Annotated in this window: 19 protein-coding genes; 12 read left to right on the forward strand and 7 right to left on the reverse strand. The window is 36.3% G+C overall.

Annotated elements, in window-relative coordinates:
• Window positions 1-64: 64 nt before the first annotated feature.
• Genes WBG45_RS05660 through WBG45_RS05670 form a run of 3 tightly spaced genes read left to right on the forward strand, consistent with a single transcriptional unit; the run spans window position 65 to window position 2,233 of the window.
• Complete coding sequence (locus WBG45_RS05660; protein ID WP_424412806.1) at window positions 65-754, forward strand: DUF1287 domain-containing protein; 690 nt, start codon at window positions 65-67, stop codon at window positions 752-754.
• A 22-nt stretch (window positions 755-776) separates the two neighbouring features.
• Window positions 777-1,886 carry a threonine aldolase family protein gene (locus WBG45_RS05665; protein ID WP_424412807.1) on the forward strand — a complete coding sequence of 370 codons (1,110 nt, stop codon included), beginning with the start codon at window positions 777-779 and terminating at the stop codon, window positions 1,884-1,886.
• A gap of 38 nt (window positions 1,887-1,924) precedes the next feature.
• Complete coding sequence (locus tag WBG45_RS05670) at window positions 1,925-2,233, forward strand: GRAM domain-containing protein (protein ID WP_424412808.1); 309 nt, start codon at window positions 1,925-1,927, stop codon at window positions 2,231-2,233.
• 301 nt (window positions 2,234-2,534) lie between these two features.
• Here the strand turns inward: WBG45_RS05670 and WBG45_RS05675 are convergent, their stop codons facing one another.
• Window positions 2,535-2,732, reverse strand: coding sequence for a hypothetical protein (locus WBG45_RS05675; RefSeq protein ID WP_424412809.1), 198 nt, complete (start codon window positions 2,730-2,732; stop codon window positions 2,535-2,537).
• A gap of 245 nt (window positions 2,733-2,977) precedes the next feature.
• Here WBG45_RS05675 and WBG45_RS05680 point away from each other — a divergent pair, with 245 nt between their 5' ends.
• The 3 genes from WBG45_RS05680 to WBG45_RS05690 all read left to right on the forward strand — a co-directional run bounded on the left by WBG45_RS05680 (window position 2,978) and on the right by WBG45_RS05690 (window position 8,032).
• Window positions 2,978-4,873 (forward strand): PrkA family serine protein kinase, encoded by a 1,896-nt coding sequence (locus WBG45_RS05680; protein ID WP_424412810.1) that lies wholly within the window; start codon window positions 2,978-2,980, stop codon window positions 4,871-4,873.
• A gap of 544 nt (window positions 4,874-5,417) precedes the next feature.
• Window positions 5,418-6,581: a sporulation protein YhbH gene (yhbH, locus tag WBG45_RS05685; RefSeq protein WP_424412811.1), complete on the forward strand. Its 1,164-nt coding sequence runs from the start codon at window positions 5,418-5,420 to the stop codon at window positions 6,579-6,581.
• Window positions 6,582-6,634: 53 nt separating this feature from the next.
• Window positions 6,635-8,032, forward strand: a complete 1,398-nt coding sequence (locus tag WBG45_RS05690) for a SpoVR family protein (protein WP_424412812.1) — start codon at window positions 6,635-6,637, stop codon at window positions 8,030-8,032.
• Between the two features lie 208 nt (window positions 8,033-8,240).
• Here WBG45_RS05690 and WBG45_RS05695 read toward each other — a convergent pair whose 3' ends face one another.
• A complete protein-coding gene (locus WBG45_RS05695) occupies window positions 8,241-8,879 on the reverse strand; it encodes a hypothetical protein (RefSeq protein WP_424412813.1) in 639 nt (212 codons plus the stop codon).
• 229 nt (window positions 8,880-9,108) lie between these two features.
• On the opposite strand from WBG45_RS05695, the gene WBG45_RS05700 reads away from it, so the two are divergent.
• The 5 genes from WBG45_RS05700 (at window position 9,109) to WBG45_RS05720 (ending at window position 14,611) form a co-directional block, all read left to right on the forward strand.
• Window positions 9,109-9,429: a hypothetical protein gene (locus WBG45_RS05700; protein WP_424412814.1), complete on the forward strand. Its 321-nt coding sequence runs from the start codon at window positions 9,109-9,111 to the stop codon at window positions 9,427-9,429.
• An 806-nt stretch (window positions 9,430-10,235) separates the two neighbouring features.
• Window positions 10,236-11,276, forward strand: coding sequence for an amino acid ABC transporter substrate-binding protein (locus WBG45_RS05705; protein WP_424412815.1), 1,041 nt, complete (start codon window positions 10,236-10,238; stop codon window positions 11,274-11,276).
• Window positions 11,277-11,413: 137 nt separating this feature from the next.
• Window positions 11,414-12,592, forward strand: a complete 1,179-nt coding sequence (locus WBG45_RS05710; RefSeq protein WP_424412816.1) for an amino acid ABC transporter permease — start codon at window positions 11,414-11,416, stop codon at window positions 12,590-12,592.
• Window positions 12,593-12,597: 5 nt separating this feature from the next.
• Entirely contained in the window at window positions 12,598-13,806 is a 1,209-nt protein-coding gene (locus WBG45_RS05715; protein WP_424412817.1) for an amino acid ABC transporter permease, read from the forward strand.
• A 34-nt stretch (window positions 13,807-13,840) separates the two neighbouring features.
• On the forward strand, window positions 13,841-14,611 hold the full coding sequence (locus tag WBG45_RS05720; protein ID WP_024533794.1) for an amino acid ABC transporter ATP-binding protein: 771 nt from the start codon (window positions 13,841-13,843) through the stop codon (window positions 14,609-14,611).
• A 159-nt stretch (window positions 14,612-14,770) separates the two neighbouring features.
• On the opposite strand, the gene WBG45_RS05725 is transcribed toward WBG45_RS05720, so the two are convergent.
• Window positions 14,771-14,893, reverse strand: coding sequence for a sporulation histidine kinase inhibitor Sda (locus WBG45_RS05725; protein ID WP_081697106.1), 123 nt, complete (start codon window positions 14,891-14,893; stop codon window positions 14,771-14,773).
• 430 nt (window positions 14,894-15,323) lie between these two features.
• Window positions 15,324-16,433, reverse strand: coding sequence for a mandelate racemase/muconate lactonizing enzyme family protein (locus WBG45_RS05730; RefSeq protein ID WP_424412818.1), 1,110 nt, complete (start codon window positions 16,431-16,433; stop codon window positions 15,324-15,326).
• A 91-nt stretch (window positions 16,434-16,524) separates the two neighbouring features.
• Between WBG45_RS05730 and WBG45_RS05735 the strand changes: the two genes are divergently transcribed.
• Window positions 16,525-17,793: a transcriptional regulator gene (locus WBG45_RS05735; protein WP_424412819.1), complete on the forward strand. Its 1,269-nt coding sequence runs from the start codon at window positions 16,525-16,527 to the stop codon at window positions 17,791-17,793.
• 44 nt (window positions 17,794-17,837) lie between these two features.
• Here WBG45_RS05735 and nhaC read toward each other — a convergent pair whose 3' ends face one another.
• From nhaC to WBG45_RS05750, 3 genes are all read right to left on the reverse strand, one after another.
• Window positions 17,838-19,259: a Na+/H+ antiporter NhaC gene (nhaC, locus tag WBG45_RS05740; protein WP_424412820.1), complete on the reverse strand. Its 1,422-nt coding sequence runs from the start codon at window positions 19,257-19,259 to the stop codon at window positions 17,838-17,840.
• Window positions 19,260-19,741: 482 nt separating this feature from the next.
• Complete coding sequence (locus WBG45_RS05745) at window positions 19,742-20,188, reverse strand: GDYXXLXY domain-containing protein (RefSeq protein WP_424412821.1); 447 nt, start codon at window positions 20,186-20,188, stop codon at window positions 19,742-19,744.
• On the reverse strand, window positions 20,185-21,354 hold the full coding sequence (locus WBG45_RS05750) for a DUF2157 domain-containing protein (protein WP_424412822.1): 1,170 nt from the start codon (window positions 21,352-21,354) through the stop codon (window positions 20,185-20,187). The genes WBG45_RS05745 and WBG45_RS05750 overlap by 4 nt, the downstream gene beginning before the upstream one ends.
• Between the last annotated feature and the right edge of the window lie 134 nt (window positions 21,355-21,488).

Raw genomic sequence — 21,488 nt, forward strand, 5'->3', positions numbered from 1 at the left:
ATGTTTAAATACACCCATTGGGCTAATTTTTAAAAGAATCAACAGATGAGGTGAAATTTGTTAAATGAAAAGACGGTTTCTTTTTCTTATCTCTGTACCAACTATCCTTATATTTGTCTATTTCTTTAAAGGTGGAATTATCCTTAATACTTTTGGACTTCACATTGATCGTCCTTTCCACAAAGTCGTGCAAGTACCTGAATCCTATTCTTTAATCGATAGTAATGCCAACTCAATTGCTGACCCGATCGATATTGTGAATTCTGCTAGAAAAGAAGTTGAAAAGCGAACTTTGTATAAAAGCGCGTATTATGATGGAGGATATCCACCAGACGATGAAGGTGTATGTACGGATGTTATATGGCGCGGTTTAAAAGGTGCTGATATTATGTTGAAGGATTTTATGGATTTAGATATAAAAAAACACTCTGACCTATATCCAAGGGTAAATGGAAAGCCTGACCCAAATATTGATTTTAGACGAGTTCCTAATCAAGACGTTTACTTTAAACGCTACACTCAATCCTTAACAACGGATTTAATACCTGGAGATGTTAAAAATTTAGAGCAATGGCAGCCAGGTGATATAGTCGTGTTTTTAGAAAAGGGTTTCCATCATACAGGAATCGTTTCTGACAAACGTGATAAAGATGGAACACCATACTTTATTCACAATATCAGACCTTTTGCAGCAGAGGTAAAACTGTCTTCTTTTAAAACCCCAATAGCAGGTCATTACAGATGGAAGTACTAATTTTAAGGAGGTCCTGGAAATGATGAGCGAAAAGAATTCTTTATTAGACGCGTTTAAACAAACGAGCTATCAAGTGGCTGGTCATGGGAAGAGAGAAATTCAAATCCTGAAAGAGGCATTTCAAGCTATTGATGGAGAACTAGAAAGTGATATATATGGTAAAGGAAAAATTATCGAGGATTTTCAAGATAAAATGGCTGCGTATTTAGGAAAAGAGAAGGCCGTCTTTTTTCCGAGTGGAACCATGGCACAGCAAATCGCTTTGCGTATTTGGTGTGATGAAAAAGGAATAAGAAAAGTTGCGTATCATCCATTATGTCACTTGGAAATTCATGAGGAGGATGGATTAAAAGAATTGCATCACATTGAGTCTGTGTTGCTCGCAGATGAAAGTCGCGTGATTGAATTAGCTGATGTGATAGGAATGGAAGAAGAAGTCTCTTGCTTACTGCTGGAGCTACCTCAACGTGAAATTGGTGGTCAACTACCTGAATACGAAACACTTGAACAGATTTCTAGTCATTGTCGTGAGAAAGGTATTAAGTTGCACTTAGATGGAGCACGACTTCTTGAGATTGTTCCTTATTATAATAAAACGGCTGCTGAGATTTGCAGTCTGTTTGATAGTGTGTACGTTTCGGTTTATAAAGGGATTGGAGGAATTGCAGGAGCAATTCTTGCGGGTGATCAAGACTTTACCGAGGAGTCAAAAGTATGGAAGAGACGCCATGGTGGAGACTTAATCAGCCTATATCCATATATCATTAGTGCTGATTACTATTTTGATCAACGCTCACATAAAATGGTGCAGTATTATGAAAATGCAAAAGAACTTGCTGAATTTTTTAACTCATGCCATCGCGTGTCTACTATGCCACTGCTACCAGTTTCGAATATGTTTCATGTGCATTTCCATGCCACGAAAGAGCAAGTAGAATCAATACTAATCGAAGTATATGAGACAACGTCCGTTGGTTTAACTAGTTACCTGAGAGAAACAAGTGAAGGCGCATGTAACTACGAAGTGAGTATTGGCGATCAGTATGCAAATTTAACAAAAGAAAAAGTGAATCAAGTATTCCGATTGCTTGACGAGAGAATGAGAGGTTTAAGTTTGGGTAATATGGGGTAATTTACCAATTATATAAACAGTGAATGGAGGAAGCGCATTTGACAACTCAAGAGGCTAACCAAGAACAGTTTAATGTTACGGCAAATTTATTTAGAGGTCTTGAATCCGTTGGTGGGAAATTGAAAATTACGGATAAAGAAATTATTTTCACACCTCATAAAATCAATGCACAAAAAAACCCATTATCAATCAAAATCAACGATATTAAGGAAGTTGGAAAACGTAACACTTTCTATATCGTACCTAATGGATTAGCGATTGTAGTGAAAAGCGGAGAAGAGTACAAATTTGTAGTGAATAATCGTCAAAAAATCATTACGCATTTAAATGAGCAACTAGTCGAATAAGTGAAGTAAAAACTGTGTCAAAAAAATTTGGAAGAAGAATATCTTTACAGAAAATTACATAATTATAAAGGCACCTCTAATATCTACTGATAATTGGGGTGTTTTTTGTTATTAGATGAAAAATGCTTGCAAGTTCAACCTCCTGTTAAAATAGATAAGGTTTTAATACTGGGAATCATTATTATGCAAAGTTAAAGAAGGTAAATTGAAATGAACAATTTAGAAAAATCATGATAAATGGTATAAAGCACTCCCAATCATCCCTCTGATGAATGAGAGTGCTTTTATTTGTTAACAAATATTAATACGTCTTTTCTGCTTCACTCTTTTTGCGCTGATTATTTGTCATCGGTTCGTGCTTTGGTTTCAAATTACCTAATTCAGCTAATTCTAAAGAAATCTCTTCTTTTCCTTGGCTAGCCTGAGGTTTCGCGTTTTTAGGTGTTTGTTGCATAGAACCAGAATTTTTATAAGCTCCACCTAGTTTATCTTTATCCATAAAAAAACTCCTCTCACTTATATCGTACCTACTTAACATGGTTCAAAAAGTCGAGAAAATGTACATGACTCCATAAAAATGTTTTTTAAAATCCGAAGAAATTTTTAGCAACCGAAAGCCATTTTAGAATGTATATATCTTCATTTTTAGGTAAAGATGAATTATCCCATATCTCAAAAGTATCGGTATCATAAGTTGTCTCCTTTCATACTATGAATAAACCAAACCCTACTGGAGGGAATAGGATGGACATTTTAAGCAAGGTGAAGAGATACCGGGAAGAAGAAAACGAACTTAAGTGGGAAGGTACGTTTGCTGATTACTTAGCCATTGTAAAAGAAAGACCAATTGTTGCTCAGATGGCTCATTCACGTGTATACAATATGATCAATAGCTCTGGTTTAACGCAAAGAGATGGGCAGAAGCTTTATCACTTTTTTGGAGAAGAAATATTTGGACTCGAAACATCAATTGAAAGACTTGTAGAAGAGTATTTTCACCCTGCAGCCAAAAGACTGGATGTTCGTAAACGGATACTATTACTAATGGGACCTGTAAGTGGAGGGAAATCGTCGATTGTGACCTTGTTGAAAAGGGGACTTGAAAGCTATTCTAAGACAGATGATGGGGCGGTTTACGCCATTAAGGGCTGTCCGATGCATGAAGATCCTCTACATTTAATTCCTCAACATTTACGTAATGATTTTACAAAAGAATATGGAATTCGGATTGAGGGAAGTTTGTCTCCATTGAATACGATGAGACTTGAACAGGAATACGGAGGACGTATTGAGGATGTACTGGTTGAACGTATTTTATTCTCAGAGGATAAACGAGTTGGGATTGGAACTTTTACTCCATCTGATCCTAAATCACAAGATATCGCCGATTTAACAGGAAGTATCGATTTTTCAACAATTGCTGAGTTTGGTTCAGAATCAGATCCTCGAGCATATCGTTTTGACGGTGAGTTGAATAAAGCGAACCGAGGGATTATGGAATTTCAAGAAATATTAAAACTGGATGAAAAGTTTCTTTGGCACTTATTATCGTTAACGCAAGAAGGGAATTTTAAAGCAGGCCGTTTTGCATTAATCAGTGCGGACGAGATGATTGTAGCTCATACAAATGAAACGGAATATCGTTCATTTATTGCAAATAAAAAGAATGAGGCACTACACTCTAGAATTATCGTTATGCCGATTCCTTACAATCTAAAAGTGAGTCAGGAAGAACGTATTTATGAAAAAATGATTCGGGATAGTGACATGAATCATGTTCATATTGCTCCACATGCACTCAGAGCGGCTGCTATTTTTTCTATATTAACACGACTTGAAGTCCCTAAAAAACAAGGGATTGATATTGTGAAGAAAATGCGTCTTTACGATGGTGAAGCTGTAGAAGGATTTAATCAAATTGACGTTGAAGAATTAAATAAAGAGTTTCCGAATGAAGGAATGAACGGCATTGATCCGCGTTATGTAATCAATCGAATTTCTTCGGCCATGATTCGCAAGGATGTGCCATCGATTAATGCACTGGACGTATTACGTGCGCTAAAAGACGGACTTGATCAACACGCATCTATTTCTCAAGAGAATCGTGAAAAGTACTTGAACTATATCGCTGTAGCGAGAAAAGAATATGATGAAATTGCTAAAAAAGAAATTCAAAAAGCATTCGTTTATTCTTATGAAGAGTCCGCGATTACATTAATGGATAACTATCTTGATAATGTAGAAGCTTTCTGTAATAAAAATAAAATCAGAGACCCACTAACCGGGGAAGAAATGAACCCAGATGAAAAATTAATGCGTTCTATCGAAGAACAAATTGGTATTTCTGAAAATGCGAAAAAAGCATTTAGAGAAGAAATCCTTATTAGGCTGTCCGCTTATGCAAGAAAAGGAAAACGTTTTGAATACAATTCCCATGAGCGTCTTCGTGAAGCCATTCAAAAGAAACTGTTTGCAGATTTAAAAGATGTCGTCAAAATTACTACGTCATCCAAAACACCGGATGAATCACATCTTAAAAAGGTTAACGAAGTAGTTGCAAGACTAATTGATGAACATGGCTATAATTCGATATCAGCTAATGAATTATTACGTTACGTCGGTAGTCTGCTAAATCGATAAATAAATAGCAAGAGTTGGAGTACAAGGGGCTGTCCTAAAGTCATAAAATATGACTAAGGACAGTTCTCTTTTTATATTTAGTACGTTAGATTGCCGTTTCAGATGGAAGCTTTCCGCGGGCATGGCCTCAGCCTCCTCGACGAGCAAGCTCGTCTGCGGGGTCTTCAGCTCATGCACCTGCCGCTTCGCTTTCGGTGCAAAAAACATCTGCTATTACCGCTGGAAAGATATTGGACGAACTGTCATTCGTCCAATATCTTTGCGACGAGTAACCGCAGGAGCAGATGCTTTTCCCGCCGTCTTCCACTCCAACCAACTATAAGTTCATCATGTGCAAAACAAAAAACAAAAAACAAAAAACAAAAAACAAAAAACAAATTGCAGATAGAGAAAAAAGATTCTTTTTCTCCACCTATTTTATATGAGGGACTTTTAAGCCATCACTCTTGTTTTTTTATTTATAAGGTGATGTCAATAACTCACTTGCCATAGCATAGTATAAGGAAATTAAAAACTTTCTAATAAGAGATGGGTGTGGATGGAAATGAACGACAAACAGGAAAATCATTTTGTCATCTCACAGGAAAACTGGTCTCTCCATCGCAAAGGTCATCAAGATCAACAACGTCATACAGACAAAGTAAAAGAAGCTATTAAGAATAATTTGCCAGATCTAATTAGTGAGGAAAGCATCATTATGTCAAACGGACGAGATGTAATTAAAATCCCAATTCGTTCCTTGGATGAGTACAAAATTCGCTACAATTACGATAAATCTAAACATGTGGGTCAAGGCGATGGGGATAGTAAAGTGGGCGATGTAATCGCTCGTGGTTCAAGAGAAGGAGAAAGTGGTTCTGGAAAAGGGAAAAAAGCAGGGGATCAAGAGGGAGAAGATTTTACCGAAGCGGAAATCACCATGGCCGAGTTAGAAGAGGTTCTGTTTAAAGAGCTAGAATTACCAAATTTAAAGCAAAAAGAACACGCTGAGATTACAACAGATAAAATTGACTTTAATGATATTCGCAAAAAAGGACTTATGGGTAATATTGATAAAAAGAGTACGATCTTAACGGCTATTAAACGGAATGCAATGAAGGGAAAAGCTGTGATTTCCCCTATTCATAATGAAGACTTGCGCTTCAAAACATGGAATGATGTAGTAAAACCCGAATCAAAAGCGGTTGTTCTTGCGATGATGGATACTAGTGCTTCTATGGGGGCCTTTGAAAAATATATGGCTAGAAGTTTCTTTTTCTGGATGACTAAATTTTTACGTTCAAGGTATGGAACAGTCGAAATTGAGTTCATCGCTCATCATACGTTAGCAAAAGTTGTAACAGAAGACGATTTTTTCACAAAAGGAGAGAGCGGCGGAACAACTTGTTCATCTGCTTATTTAAAAGCATTAGAACTGATTCAACAAAAATACAGTCCTTCACGTTACAATATTTACCCTGTTCATTTTTCTGATGGAGAAAACATGCCAAGCGATAATGAGAAATGTATAAGGCTAGTAAATGAACTAATGGAAGTGTCGAGTATGTTTGGTTATGGTGAAGTGAATGCACATAGTCGATATTCAACATTAATGACAACTTATAAAAACATCTCGAATCCGAAATTTCGTCATTATGTATTAAAAGAAAAAAATCACGTATATGATGCACTGAAAAGCTTTTTTCAACCAGACAAAGCGCCAGTATAAGCCGGGTGGTGTGATGTGCTATTCAATGAAAAACCCTCGGAGGGATTGAGTTCATGGAAAAAAATATTCATCATGCTATAGCTGAAATTACTGAAATTGCATCTGGATTTGGTCTGGATTATTATCCGATGCGTTATGAAATTTGTCCTGCTGATATTATTTATACATTTGGCGCATACGGTATGCCGACACGTTTTACACATTGGAGCTTTGGAAAACAGTTTCATAAGATGAAGCTGCAGTATGATTTTGGATTAAGTCAAATCTACGAGCTTGTTATTAATTCGAATCCTTGTTATGCCTTTTTGCTTGATACCAATAGTCTTATGCAGAATAAACTCATCATTGCCCATGTGCTTGCCCACTGTGACTTTTTCAAAAACAACGTCCGATTTTCGAATACTAGACGAGATATGGTGGAAAGTATGACGGCAACTGCTGAACGAATCGCGAGCTATGAAATGATTTATGGAAAAGATGAAGTTGAAAGTTTTTTGGACGCTGTTTTAGCTATTCAAGAACATATTGATCCTTCAATTATCAGACCAAAACTACCAGACTATAATTTAGATGAGGAAGAAGAAGAGGTTGTACGAAAAACACCATATGATGATTTGTGGAATGTCGGACAACCGATAATTGATAAAAAGACCTACAGTCAAAAAAGAAAGAAATTTCCACCGAAGCCTGAAAAAGACCTTCTACTGTTTATTGAAGAATACAGTCGTGAGCTTCAAGACTGGCAACGTGATATCTTAACGATGATGCGAGAAGAAATGCTCTATTTTTGGCCACAGTTAGAAACGAAAATTATGAATGAAGGATGGGCAACCTTCTGGCACCAACGAATATTAAGAGAAATGGATTTAACAACTGATGAAACAATCGAATTTGCTACATTAAATGCAAACGTTGTTCAGCCTTCTAAAACAACCATCAATCCCTATTATTTAGGACTGAAGATTTTTGAAGACATTGAAAAGAGATATAATCATCCAACAAAAGAAATGATGAGAACTGGAGTTAAGCCGAATTCTGGTCGAGATAAAATGTTTGAAGTCAGAGAAATTGAGTCGGATATTTCTTTCATTCGAAACTATTTAACGAAAGAATTAGTAAAGCAAGAAGATCTATATTTGTTTGAAAAAAAAGGCGGGAATTATCAAATTACCGATAAAGATTATGAACATGTCAGAGACCAACTAGTTTCAATGAGAGTAAATGGAAGTTTTCCATACATCGTCGTTGAAAATGGGGACTATTCTCGAAACGGGGAATTGTATTTAAAACATGGATATGAGGGGACAGAACTGGATCCTCGTTATTTAGAAAATGTGCTGCCATACATTTATCAACTATGGGGACGTCCTGTGCATATGGAAACGTATGTTGAAAATAGACCCATTATATTTTCGTTTGATGGGAAAAAGATTCAGAGACGTTCTCTTTAAAAGGCATACTAAAAAGGTCACAAGAATTCTTGTGACCTTTTTTCACTGTGAATCTATGCTAATAGGCTTATACAAAACGTAGAGCAACCTTAATGCCATTTACTGAGGATAATCGGCTTCCAGTCTGCTTCATGCACTTTACTTGCTGTACAATAATCTTGAGAATAATGCGGATGGGCTTGTCATTGAGTCACATGGAAAGGATGTACTAACCAATCGTAAACAATTTTCTTTTTACATCTTTTGCAGGTAAATTGCCTGCAATCGATTCAGCAATACAGCTAAGATTATGATGTATTTTGTACAATAAACGGTCTAATTCTGATGTCATTGCTTGAAGGTGAATATGAGGAGGTAAATCGAACGTATTAATAGTCTTTTCACCAGCATCATACTTAGCCAAAACACGATGATTTCCGTCAATGACCACACTAGGTTGAGGACACATCGGGTAATAGGCAATTATTATTGGTTGTTCATTCTTTAATGCAATGGGCAAATAATTTTGATCTATTTCATTTCTTCTCACTTGATCAATGATGCCTTTAAAATCGATTTTTACAGGTTTTAGCTCATTTTCAAGTATCAATTTCTTTGCTGTAGGGATACACCAATTAATAAAATAGTAGTTATATTCATCAATAAAGAATTCTTGGGTAAATACTTCTCCATTGATGGTCAGAACGTTTGAGGCAATGGTGTCCTTAATACATTTCTTGTAATTCGAAAATTCCTGACCAAGATACGTTGGTATGTATTTTATCCGAGCTCCCTTAGCCTCAATGGATTTTAAATAATAGCGTTCATTTAACATGGCATCCAAGTTAGGACTATATTTATCATTCAAATGATTCACCCCTATGTAATCGCTAGTAAGAATGTATGTGAGGATGACAATTGTTTAGTACAAATCCATGTGCAACAGCCATTTATTTCTACGATAACTGTAAATTTGATGTAATTGAAATTGTGGGTATTTATATAGGAGAAATTGTTATTTTTTACATAATGACGTATAAATGAAATGAGATGAATGATATATTAAAAAGAAATCCTTAAGAAAGGATGTGATTGAATTGTCTACACCTAAGATTTTAAAATGGGTTAGTGGTGGTCTTGAAGCAATCTTAGGAATTCCTTTATTAGGTGGCATAATTGTTGTTAGTTTTTTATGGATACCCCTAGGTGTTATGTTAGCTCTTCATATTGTAACTTTAGTTTTGACTAAAAGTAGTGGTGGGTCAACGACGGGTAGTATACTAGGAATAGTCACTTCATGTATCGCATGGATTCCGTTTGTTGGAATGGTCATGCATATTCTTACTGCAATTTTTCTTATGCTTGATGCTGCAAAACCAGAAATTGAATTGAAGGATCACAATATTGATGCTGTCTAATTTGAGAATGCAAAAAGGATTAATCACAGTGATGTGATTAATCCTTTTTATTATTTTACAATATAAAATAAAAGCTTTTTCTAGGTAAGCGGGTGAACTAGACGAAGTTTCCGAAGCGACCTGAAAACCTCATAGTTAATACTATTGCTTTTAAACGAACGGGCATATGTTCAAAATAATCAATTCAATATAAACCATCAAGCTTGTTTCATATCTAGTCAACTTGGCTGATGAGACGTTTATGGAGCGTACTTTCGATTGTGAAAAATTTATCACTCAAACTGAAGGGTTTATCGCTCAATCTGGAGATTTATCGCTCATTTCGAGAATTTATCGCTCAATCTGAAGATTTATCGCTCAAAGACATCTCTATTCCAAGTTAACTTATTGAAACAGGTCTTCGTATATCCCCATTTTGTTAATAATTCCTCCACCCTAAACCACAAGTACTTTCTTTTTTCCAACTTCAGTTGATAATATTTATCTGTCTTTTGACAATGTGTACTCAACCACTTTTAGTGTTTCATCAACATAGATGAAACACTAAAAGTATTCACTACTATTTAGATAGAAATGAATACTCCACCAACCTGCTAGTAGCTTGAATGGTGGAGTTTTTTGAATAGAGATGTTTAGAGAGTAGAAATACATTTCAACAACTATTTGGTATTTTCGAAGAATACGAATCATAGTATAACTGTAACTTGTACTATTTTCTGAATTATCTAATAAGGAGGGGATTAGGCACCGTAAAATGTTATTTCGTTCGATTTCAAGAAATATAAAATAGGGAGTTGGGTTCAAGCATGAGAAAAAGTCTATTCGCACTATTAAGCGTTTTACTCGTATTTTCAGTGGTATTAGCAGGTTGTTCGGAGAAGAAAACAGAAGAGACCAAATCACATTTAGAGGTAGTTAAAAAACGAGGTAAATTAGTAGGTGGTGTTAATGCTGATATACCTGGTTTCGGTTATGTAGCTACGGACGGAAGTTATACAGGAATGGATATTGATATTACGAAAGCGATTGCTGCAGCTATCTTTGGAGATCCCAATGCTGTTGAATACAGACCGTTATCAGCGGAAGAGCGTTTTATTGCTGTACAAACGGGGGAAGTCGATGTTTTAGCACGAAATACGACGCATACTACATCTCGGGACGCCTCGGTTGGACTAGCTTTTGCTCCAGTAACATTTTATGACGGGCAAGGGATGATGGTTCGTGAAGATAGTGGAATTAAGACGTTAAAAGATTTACAAGGAACACGAATTGCAGTTGAATCCGGCACTACTACCGAACTTAATTTGGCTGACCAGATGCGTAAATTGGGAGTTACTTATGAGCCAGTAGTATTTGATAGTCAAGATGCAGCAATTGCTGCTTATGAACAAGGAAGTGTAGATGCGTTTACAACTGACCGCTCTGGATTAGTTTCACGTCGATCTACTTTAGCCAATCCTGAAGAACATTTCATTTTATCAGATGTTTTATCTAAAGAACCACTTGCTCCATCAGTTAAAGACGGTGATTCGAAATGGGTAGGAGTCGTGTCATGGACTGTATACGCATTGATCCAAGCTGAAGAGTACGGGATTACACAGGGCAATGTAGATACTTTCATGGATAGTGAAGATCCTGAGATTCGTCGTTTCTTAGGAGTTGAAGGAGATCTAGGAGAGCAACTTGGATTACCAAAAGACTTTGTTGTTCAAATCATTAAAGCTGTTGGGAACTACGGTGAAGTTTATGATCGCCATCTTGGTCCAGACACAGTGTTTGATTTAGAGCGTGGTCCAAATGAACTTTGGACAAATGGCGGCTTAATGTATTCTCCACCTTTCCGTTAACTGTAATTATTGTTAAAATGTCGATTCATAGATTTAGGCCTGCATACCTTCTCACAATAGGGGCAGGCCTATTGTTGTTTAAAATGTCATACTGAAGAATCAATTATTGTTAAAAATTACTGTGAGGTGAATCATACGTGAAAAAATTTTCATCTTCTACGTCACCACCTTTTTGGAGAGATAAACGAGTCATCCCAATTCTCCTTCAAGCTTTATTTGCTTTACTAGTTGTCCTTTTAGGCGCATTCTTTTTCACCAATGCTCTTGGCAGTTTAAGGCAAATGGGAATGAGTTTCGGATATGACTTTTTAGGCAAAATGGCGTCATTCGATATTGGAGATAAGTTAATTGAGTTTTCTTCTACAGATACCTATGGTAAAGCATTCATTGTAGGTATTTTAAATACAATCAAAGTCGCTATTATTGGGATTATACTAGCAACGATTCTTGGATTCATTATTGGAATTTCTCGCTTATCTAGTAACTGGTTAGCTCGAACAGTGGCGACTGTTTATGTGGAAATTTTTCGTAATACCCCATTATTAGTACAAATTTTCATTTGGTTTTATGCTGTCTTTTTAAGCTTTCCTACTATAGAAAAGAGCCTAAATACATTTGGCGTATTTTATTTTAGTAATAGAGGGTCTGTTATTCCTTGGTTCGATTTGACGACTTCATCATTGGTTTGGTGCATTGTTCTTGTCGTCGCACTTATTCTGTCATATATCGTTTGGAAAGTTAGGATCATCAAACAAGTAGAAACAGGTCAGCGAAAGTATCCGTTATTGTGGGCTCTTGGTTCAATCGTTGGATTGTTAGCAGTCACTTCGTTTTTCACATCACAGGCACCTCTATTGCTTAGCATTCCAGAAATCTCGGGAAGAGGATTTAATGGTGGTTACACAATTGGTCCAGGTTTTGGAGCGCTATTAGTTGCACTCGTCATGTATACAGCTTCTTATATTGCTGAAATTGTACGAGGAGGTATTTTAGCTGTATCAAAGGGACAAGTTGAAGCAGCAAAAGCACTAGGCCTGAAAAGTTCAACTATTTTGAGACTCGTTATTTTACCTCAGGCAATTCGGATTATTATTCCTCCTTTAACAAGTCAGTATTTAAATCTGATTAAGAATTCAAGTTTAGCTGCAGCAGTAGCCTACCCAGAACTAGTAGGAGTTGGAATCACGGTTCTTAGTCAAACTGGAAAAAGTGTGGAAGTCATATCAATTGTGATTCTCGTCTACTTATCTATGAGCTTATTCACGTCACTCTTAATGAATATATTTAACAAATATACGCAACTAGTAGAGAGGTGAGAAATGTGAATAATGAAGAATTAGGAACAACTCAATCTCAACCATCACGAAAATCTCCATTTAACCCGCTAAAAGATATATCTAGATGGTTGAAGAAGAACTTATTTAGTAGTTGGAAAAATACACTTTTAACGATTATATTTGGAGTCATCAGTTATTTACTAGTAAAGAGTTCAATTGTATGGATTTTCTTTAGTGCCGATTGGGAAGTTATCTCAGCTAATTTCAGATTACTAGTAGTTGGCCAGTATCCGGCTACAGAACTGTGGCGATTGTGGATTTGTTTAACGCTTATTTCAGTACTAATGGGTCTTTCTTCAGGACTGTGGAAGGGAACAATCGGACACTTAACAATAGCAATGGGTGGGATGTATACCGTCCTAGGGTGTTTACCATTTGTTTTGTTTGAAACCCGTATCTGGTTGCTTGTCAATATTGTTGTACTTGTGACTGCCTTTGCAATAGGGAAAAATCGTTTAAAGTTAAAGAAACCATTACTCATTGCATGGTTCTTGATGTTCCCGGTAATTGTCTTTTTCTTTAGTGGATTCGGTGTATTTAATCATGTGGGGACTAATTTATGGGGTGGTTTCTTATTAACTTTACTCATATCAATGGTAGCGATTGTTTTTTCCTTTCCTATTGGACTATTACTGGCGCTCGGCAGAAGAAGTAAATTGCCAATCGTTCGTTGGTTCAGCATTGGCTATATTGAATTAATTCGTGGAGTACCATTGATTACGATCTTATTTATTGCTCAGTTGATGTTGCCATTATTTATGGGACATGGAATTGACATCAATAATGTCATACGAGCGATGGTGGGATTCACTCTTTTTACTGCAGCTTATCTAGCAGAAAACATACGTGGAGGATTGCAATCTATTCCTAGAGGACAATTTGAAGCCGCAGAGTCACTTGGGCTAAATACAGCATTTAAGATGACATTTATTATCTTGCCTCAAGCATTACGTGCAGTCATTCCAGCAATCGTAGGACTATTCATCGGAATATTTAAAGATACTTCTCTTGTGGCGGTTGTAGGCTTAACCGATATTCTAGGCATTGGAAGAAATATTATATCCAATCCTGAGTTTTTAGGAACACAAATGGAAGTGTTTATATTCGTAGCTGTCGTCTTCCTTATCTTCTGTAATATGATGTCCTATGCGAGCCGAAGACTAGAGGTAGCTCTAGGTGTTGGCAAGCGATGATAAAAACAATTTAAATTCTAAGGAGGTCCATATAATGTTTGAAAACTTTAACGCCGATATAGCTCTAGAGCTAAGAAAAGATATAGTTGTCTGTAATAATGTGAACAAATGGTTTGGCAATCTGCATGTTCTAAAAGACGTATCATTACAGGTTAAGCAGGGAGAAGTCGTCGTAATATTAGGACCTTCTGGATCAGGTAAATCCACATTTATTCGGACAATTAATGGCTTAGAAGAAATTCAAAAAGGGGACATCACAGTTGATGGAATTCCTCTATCCAATGATATTTCCGATATCGAAGCCATCCGAAAAGAAACAGGAATGGTCTTTCAATCATTTAATTTATTCCCTCATATGACCATATTAAAAAACATCACGTTAGCACCTATTTGGGTTCGAAAATGGCCCAAAGCTAAAGCAGAAAAAATTGCTTTGGAACTGTTAGAACGAGTTGGCATTCCAGAACAAGCACATAAATATCCAGGTCAGCTTTCTGGAGGACAACAACAGCGAGTAGCAATTGCTAGAGCTTTAGCCATGCAACCAAAAATCATGTTATTCGATGAACCAACTTCAGCATTAGATCCTGAAATGATTAAAGAAGTTTTAGATGTAATTAAAACATTAGCCGGATCTGGAATAACGATGATGGTCGTTACTCATGAAATGAACTTTGCTCGTGAAGTAGCCGACCGAATTGTTCTCTTTGATTTTGGGGAAATCATTGAAATTGGAACTCCAAGTGAATTATTTGATAATCCGAAACATGAGCGAACAAAACTCTTTTTATCTCAAATTTTATGAAAGTAGAAATAGCTTTCTTTGTCAGCAACGTTCAAATGTAGAGAACATGGAATATATAAAAATAGAAATCCAGTAGCTTGTTAAGCTGCTGGATTTCTTATGTGGTAGAAGTCTTAAGAATAACTATATGAGTGCATATTACATAAGGAAAACCATTATTTAGATGGATATAGAGCGTCGGCGAATTTCATTTTCTAACAGACATATAAAATCCGGACAAAGTTTTAGATCTTTTGCTTTAACATAAGACTCCATCAACAATTGTGTTGATAGTTTACTCATACGTAATTCACCTCCGATTTCATGAAATTATTGTTCTAATTTCTACCAATGAGGAATAAATTGGTAGGTGTCTTCCTGTTATTTAAATCTATCAGATTGTTTCTTTGAGAACAACCGTTCGTTTATCCACAGTTTCCTGTGGATGAATTGTGGTTAACTTGTGAATACATTGAGTTAACGTATATGAACAGGTAGGGAAAATGTGAATAAACTTATCCACAGATGCGAAAAAATGAAAAATTTGTCGAAACATTCTTTACAAAATTAGTTAATATATCATAACCTCATGTGATGAAACTAGGTTTTTATGAGTAGCTTGTGAAGATAAAGTAAGAAATAGAAAACACCTTTGATAATAGCACTTAACAAAAAGCGCTAAATCATAGGTGTTTGATTAAGATTCTAGACTTATCCTAATTACTTTCTCTAATTAGCGGACAATATCATGATAAATGGTTAATTCGTGTAAGGTTTCTTCATTTATTTCTACACCTAATCCTGGTTTGTCAGATAAACGAATATAAGGAACATCATAAGCTAAGTTGCCAATATCCTTTGAGAACTTTAATGGACCTGTTAGTTCTACAGTTGTTATATTTTTTTTTGAAAAAGCAACATGATATCCGGCTGCTGATCCAACTGAAGATTCGACCATTGAACCAATTTGACAATCTAATCCTGTGAGTTCTGCTTGATGTGCTAGTTTGATGGCTGGATATATACCACCACACTTCATTAATTTAATGTTCAATTTGTCGGCTGCACGTTTTTGAATGATTTCGAGCATTTCCCGACTCCCTTTTAAGCCTTCATCAATCATCAAAGGAATTATAGATTTTGATTTTATTTCGACCATTCCATCAATGTCATCTGCCATCACTGGTTGTTCAATCCAATCCAGATGGCAATTTTGCAATTGGTTTAATGCTATAAGGGTTGTAGAAGCGTTTTTCCAACCTTGATTTACATCAACACGAATGGCAATATCTTCGCCAACTCGTGCACGAACAGCTTGAATTCGCTTTACATCTTGCTTGGCATTTGTACCAACCTTCATTTTAAAAGATTGGTAGCCCTTAGCAACATGCGCAGCAGCTTCATTTGCCATCACGTCTGGGTCAGCTATACTCAGCACGTGTGTGATAGTAAACTCGTCATGGTAACGACCGCCTATTAGTTGATAGACAGGTTGTTTTAACTTTTTTCCGATGATATCAAAACACGCAATATCGATTGCTGCTTTTGCAGTTGGAGCTGTATAAATGGACATATTCATTAAATCGTGAAGTCTCTCAATTTCCATTGGATTGTGTCCCAAAACTGCAGGAGCCAATGTGTTTTTTATGATTTGATATGTGCTTTCCCATGTTTCTCCTGTCACGTGTTCATCTGCTACGGCTTCACCATATCCGGTAATTCCTTCGTCCGTTTCGATTTTTACAATGATGGAAGGCATAAAATGATAGGTATGATAACTAATAACAAAAGGCTGGTGAAGAGGTAAGTGAATAGCATATAAGTGGATAGCAGTGATTTTCATCTGAAAACTTCCTTTCGATTTACAAATAGTCTGAAAGTTTGATATATTTGTCGGTAAATAGACGTTAATACTGAAGTCGGAGGAAAAACGAATGCTCATTAAGATAGCTGTAATTGGTTCAGCTGATTTTTTAATACGGATCAAGTCGATTTCAACTCAAATTACGGGTATTCAGATAGATGAATATTTATATCAAGAACCCCAAGAGGCTATTCAACTTGTCAAAACAATAAATCCTTGTGATGTTGTTTTTTTCTCAGGTGCCTTACCTTACTATTTTTCAAAAGAGTGGATAACGCAATTGCCCATTCCTACACATTATTTACCTCAAGATGAAATGTCCGTAGCAACAACATTACTTGCTGTCATTTACCAAAAACAAGTTGTGTTAACACGGATATCGATTGATTTAATGGATGCTTCATTTGTTACGAATGTACTAGCAGATATAGAATGTGATGATCAAATAGTACATATTATGGATTATCAGGACATGCTAGAAAACCATTTCGACTTAAATCGACTTATCACTTATCATCAAACTCTTTGGACTGAAGGAAAAATCGATTTGGCCATTACGAGCATACATGCAGTCTATGATCAGTTACAACAACTTGGAGTACCAGTCATGCGAATGACCAATCCTAGAAGTACATTAATTAGAGGATTGCACGATGCTAAAACAAAAGCTCAATTAGTTCAACGTCAGTCTGCTAAAGTAGCAGTCGGTCGTATCTATAGTAATGAATTGCATGAGTTGAAAAGGGGAAAGGTTGATGCAATAGCGCATCGAATTGATGCAACGATTAAACAAGTGAAACCTAATTTATACGCTCTCTATAGTACTCAGGGAAAAATTGAAGATTTAATAAATCATCATATGTTACATGATTTTTTTGAAAATGATCAAGAACATATTAAAATTGGTTTCGGCTATGGAGAAACTATCTTCGAGGCTGATCAAAATTCAGAAATTGCTTTGCACTTTGCAAAAAAAGAGGGAGAAGAAAGTTGTGCTTATATCCTAACTGAAGAAAAAGAGTTAAGTGGTCCATTTCCACAAGAATATAAACAACAACGCCTGGTAATTGACCGTCCCGACTTTTTAAAAATGGCAAAACAAACAACATTAAGTCCAGCAAATCTTTCGAAAATTATTCAATTTGGCCAAATTAAAAACGCTCGCCATTTTACAGCAGTTGACTTAGCCAATTACTTAAAAGTTACAAGACGTTCCACTGAGCGAATTCTGAAGAAATTAGCAGACCATGGATTTGTTCTTGTAGTTGGTGAAGAAATGACCTATCAACAAGGGCGCCCTAGAGCAATCTATCAACTAAATATATTAATTTATAAATAAAATAAGAAGGAAAGTTCTGTGTTATAAGAACTTTCCTTTATTGATTAAGTATTAAACGTCATTTCTTCTTCTTTTTTCAAAGACACTATTTCGGCCTCCGTTAATTTGGTAATCGTAAACCCTGTCATGGCATAAATAATCGAAAGCACAGGAACAACAAAGTTTAATACGGCATAAGGCGCGTAATCAAATGCATGAACTCCTAGTGTACCGAAGATAAAAACACCACATGTATTCCAAGGAATAAAAACAGAAGTTAGTGTGCCACCATCTTCTAAAGCTCTAGACAGATTTTTAGAGTGGAGTCCTTGGTCACGATATGCTTTTGAATACATTCGAGCTGGTATAACAATTGAAATGTATTGTTCTGAACACGTTGCATTTGTTGCAAAACAAGATACAACAGTTGATGCTACTAAACTTTTTGATGTTTTTGCTAGTTTTAATATTTGCTTTACGATGGCCTGTAGCATTCCGGTGTATTCAAGTATCCCACCGAATGTCATTGCTACAATGGTCATTGATACTGTATACATCATTGAATCCAAACCACCACGGTTAAATAGATTATCCACCATTTCATTGCCTGTATCTATAACAAATCCACTTTGTAGAGCTGCTACTGCATCAGCAGTTGCTCCACCTTGGATAAGAATTTGAGATAAGAAACCAAGCACGATTCCAACAACTAATGCTGGTATTGCGGGAACTTTTTTTGCAACTAGGATAATAACGAGTAAAGGAACAATTAATAAAAAAGGTGAGATAACAAAGCTATCCTTTAAAACACTAATTGTTTGATCAATATTAGCAGAATCTATATCGCCTTTTCCAAAGTTTCTTCCCAATACAAAATAGACGAATAATGCGATGATAAGTCCAGGTATTGTCGTGAATAACATATGTTTAATATGAACAAATAAATCAGTATTAGTAAGTCCTGCCGCTAGGTTTGTAGTGTCTGAAAGCGGTGACATTTTATCTCCAAAATAAGAGCCTGAGATAATTGCTCCGGCGATCATTGGAGCAGGGATACCCATACTTAATCCAATACCCATTCCTGCAACACCGATGGTACCCATAGTTGACCATGAACTACCAATAGCTAAAGATACAATTGCACAAATCAAAGTAATGGAAACTAGAAATAAGGATGGAGTAATGATATTTAATCCATAATAAACCATAGTGGCAACAATGCCTCCACCAATCCATGCCCCAATTGTTAAACCAACAAGAATAATGATTATGACAGCTGGTAAAGCAAGTCGAATTCCTTTATACATAGCTTCTTCGATTTCTTTCCACTTATATCCACTACGCCATGCAACAAGTGCAGCCGTAATCGTCCCAATAATCAGTGGAATATGTGGTCCTTGCTCGAGCACTACAATCGTAAAGGCCATTACTACAATCATTACGACGAGTGGAATAATTGCCCATTTAAAAGAAATTTCTTTTTTCAATATGAACTCCCCCAAAACATTGATCTTATTGCATAGCTCACTGACAAGGTTGCATTTTTAAGTCCAATTTTTATTTAGACTATTTTTAATTGTCGCTTAATAGACGCTAATAGCGTAATAATAAACTTTCTAGTTCAAGGCGTCAATTTGTTTTTTTTATGGAGAAAATTTACATGAGACATTGTATAGTCAGTATTTGTAAGCGGTTACAAGAATGGTATATTCGGAGGACAAAAAAAGAGGCTACCCCAAAGTCATATTAAATGACTTTTAAGGGTAGTCCTCTTTTCAAGATAAAAGTTAGTATAAGTTTTTAAAACTACACCTTTGAACTTAGAGGAGCTATGTCTAGCTCCAAGCGCCGGCTCGCAAGTGGTAATAATCATCAGTTACTTTCGAGATAAATAATAAAAACAGGTGGAGAAAAACGACTCGTTTTCTCCACCTGTTTTTTGGACGTATTAGTCAGCCTCTTTTTTCTATTAATCTTGTCGTACATCTAAATTCACTGGTCGAATACTACCCCAAGGAGAAACATCGAGTGTTACGACTAAATCACGTGCTTTCTCAAGGTCTGGTCCAGTGCCTTGTTCCACATAATATTGCTCGAGTTGTGGTGCGGTAATGCGGTTATCGTAATAGGTTCCATGAATAGATCCAAAGAATGCTTGAGTATCAACGCGGTCAATTTGTGCATAGCCATCTTCACCTTCTTTTAAAGTGAAAAAGACATCCCCATTTTGTAAAGAATCGGTAGGTTTTAGGTCAGGATATTGCAACATCACATATTCTCCATAAAACGGATCAAAAGGATCATATGGTTCTGCTCGTAAAGTGAATTGTTCACCGAACCACGAAGTAGCGTAAAAGCTCATGATAATTAATCCAACAAAAATACTTTGTAAAACAGGGAATAGGAACGATTTCATGACGCTACACCTGCTTTCTTACGGTTAACATACCAAGCGACTCCTGATAGGACGAAAAGTAATAGCGCACCAAGAAGGAAGAAAAGCGACATGTCGAGTCTTTCCCATGCATAAATGAAATAAAGAACAAACTGAACCACAATGAAATATACAAATCCGAAAGTGAGTGGTTTTTCTTGACGATGCGTTATAACTAAATACGCAAGAGCTACAACTTCCGTTAAAACTGCTAGCCCAATGGCTGTATCGTCGAAAAATAACAACCCAACGACACCTAAAACAGCAATCCAACTAATTGATCGAAAGCGGAGATACGTTATTACTAAAACTCCTATCGCAACTACCAACAATGCAATGGACTCCGTCAAATGGAGTTCTACGAATGCATCTTGTTGTCCTCCTCGAACTGCCAAGTAGACGACTAATTGAATGCCTCCGACTAGTAAATATAATGGGGCAAATAAACGTTCTTTATCTGGTACAACTAGTAGCAGAAGAACTAGGGTAAACAGAGTCCAAATAGGCCATAAAATACTTTCATAATCTACGAGTGTCCATAGCATTAATCCAGAGCCGAAAAGCAACAACCAACTAAATACCATGGAGATATTAGAACGGCTAAAATAGAACCAAGCAAGCGTCACTGCTATGAAACAGACCCATTCAAGCCATCCCATAGATGGGATAGACGTCATTAACACGAATACGCCAACAATAAAAGCAATGACACCATATTGGAAATGTCGCCAGTAAAAATAGTGAGCGAGGGCAGCTATGAAAATAGCCCATGGTAGTAACGAATTTGAGACAGAAAAATGGAAGGACTGAACGGTTACAAGAATAGTAGCTCCAAACATGACGAGCCCTAGGAGTCGAAAAATAATTGGTCGGCCAACGTTTTTACGTTCTGAAAAATAAGCGAAACCATAAAACATCCACATGAATAAAACGAATAATCCTATCTTCAGCAAAGCAGGCATAACCTGCCAGTTTGCTGCGATGAAACTAAAAACAGCCAGTGAAAAGAAAATGAGACCAATAATTAAGAGCAGTGGAAGTTTAGTAGGTTTAGGTTGTTGTTTTTCAAAAGTTAAGATTTGTTCAACCACATTTTGATCGATAAAACCTTGCTGTTTCCAAACGCCCAATTTACGTTCAAGTTCCACATCGACACCCCCTTTTAATTACTTTTATTATATTCCCATCATGCAAGAATAGACAGATAATAGTCTTATTTTTCATTTGGGAATATAGGTAATTTATCATATAAATTGAAGGGGGTATTAAAGGTAAAATAAAC

Origin of the sequence: Paenisporosarcina sp., from assembly GCF_049671445.1 — a bacterium.
In the GTDB taxonomy this organism is placed as follows: Bacteria; Bacillota; Bacilli; order Bacillales_A; family Planococcaceae; genus Paenisporosarcina.

Bases quoted from the DNA above. Each gene is read 5' to 3' on its own strand.
- WBG45_RS05730 (WP_424412818.1), bottom strand. From the start codon at position 16,433: ATGAAAATCACTGCTATCCACTTATATGCTATTCACTTACCTCTTCAC.
- WBG45_RS05660 (WP_424412806.1), top strand. From the start codon at position 65: ATGAAAAGACGGTTTCTTTTTCTTATCTCTGTACCAACTATCCTTATA.
- WBG45_RS05680 (WP_424412810.1), top strand. From the start codon at position 2,978: ATGGACATTTTAAGCAAGGTGAAGAGATACCGGGAAGAAGAAAACGAA.
- WBG45_RS05665 (WP_424412807.1), top strand. From the start codon at position 777: ATGAGCGAAAAGAATTCTTTATTAGACGCGTTTAAACAAACGAGCTAT.
- WBG45_RS05725 (WP_081697106.1), bottom strand. From the start codon at position 14,893: ATGAGTAAACTATCAACACAATTGTTGATGGAGTCTTATGTTAAAGCA.
- WBG45_RS05705 (WP_424412815.1), top strand. From the start codon at position 10,236: ATGAGAAAAAGTCTATTCGCACTATTAAGCGTTTTACTCGTATTTTCA.
- WBG45_RS05675 (WP_424412809.1), bottom strand. From the start codon at position 2,732: ATGGATAAAGATAAACTAGGTGGAGCTTATAAAAATTCTGGTTCTATG.
- WBG45_RS05720 (WP_024533794.1), top strand. From the start codon at position 13,841: ATGTTTGAAAACTTTAACGCCGATATAGCTCTAGAGCTAAGAAAAGAT.
- WBG45_RS05690 (WP_424412812.1), top strand. From the start codon at position 6,635: ATGGAAAAAAATATTCATCATGCTATAGCTGAAATTACTGAAATTGCA.
- WBG45_RS05745 (WP_424412821.1), bottom strand. From the start codon at position 20,188: ATGAAATCGTTCCTATTCCCTGTTTTACAAAGTATTTTTGTTGGATTA.
- WBG45_RS05735 (WP_424412819.1), top strand. From the start codon at position 16,525: ATGCTCATTAAGATAGCTGTAATTGGTTCAGCTGATTTTTTAATACGG.
- yhbH (WP_424412811.1), top strand. From the start codon at position 5,418: ATGAACGACAAACAGGAAAATCATTTTGTCATCTCACAGGAAAACTGG.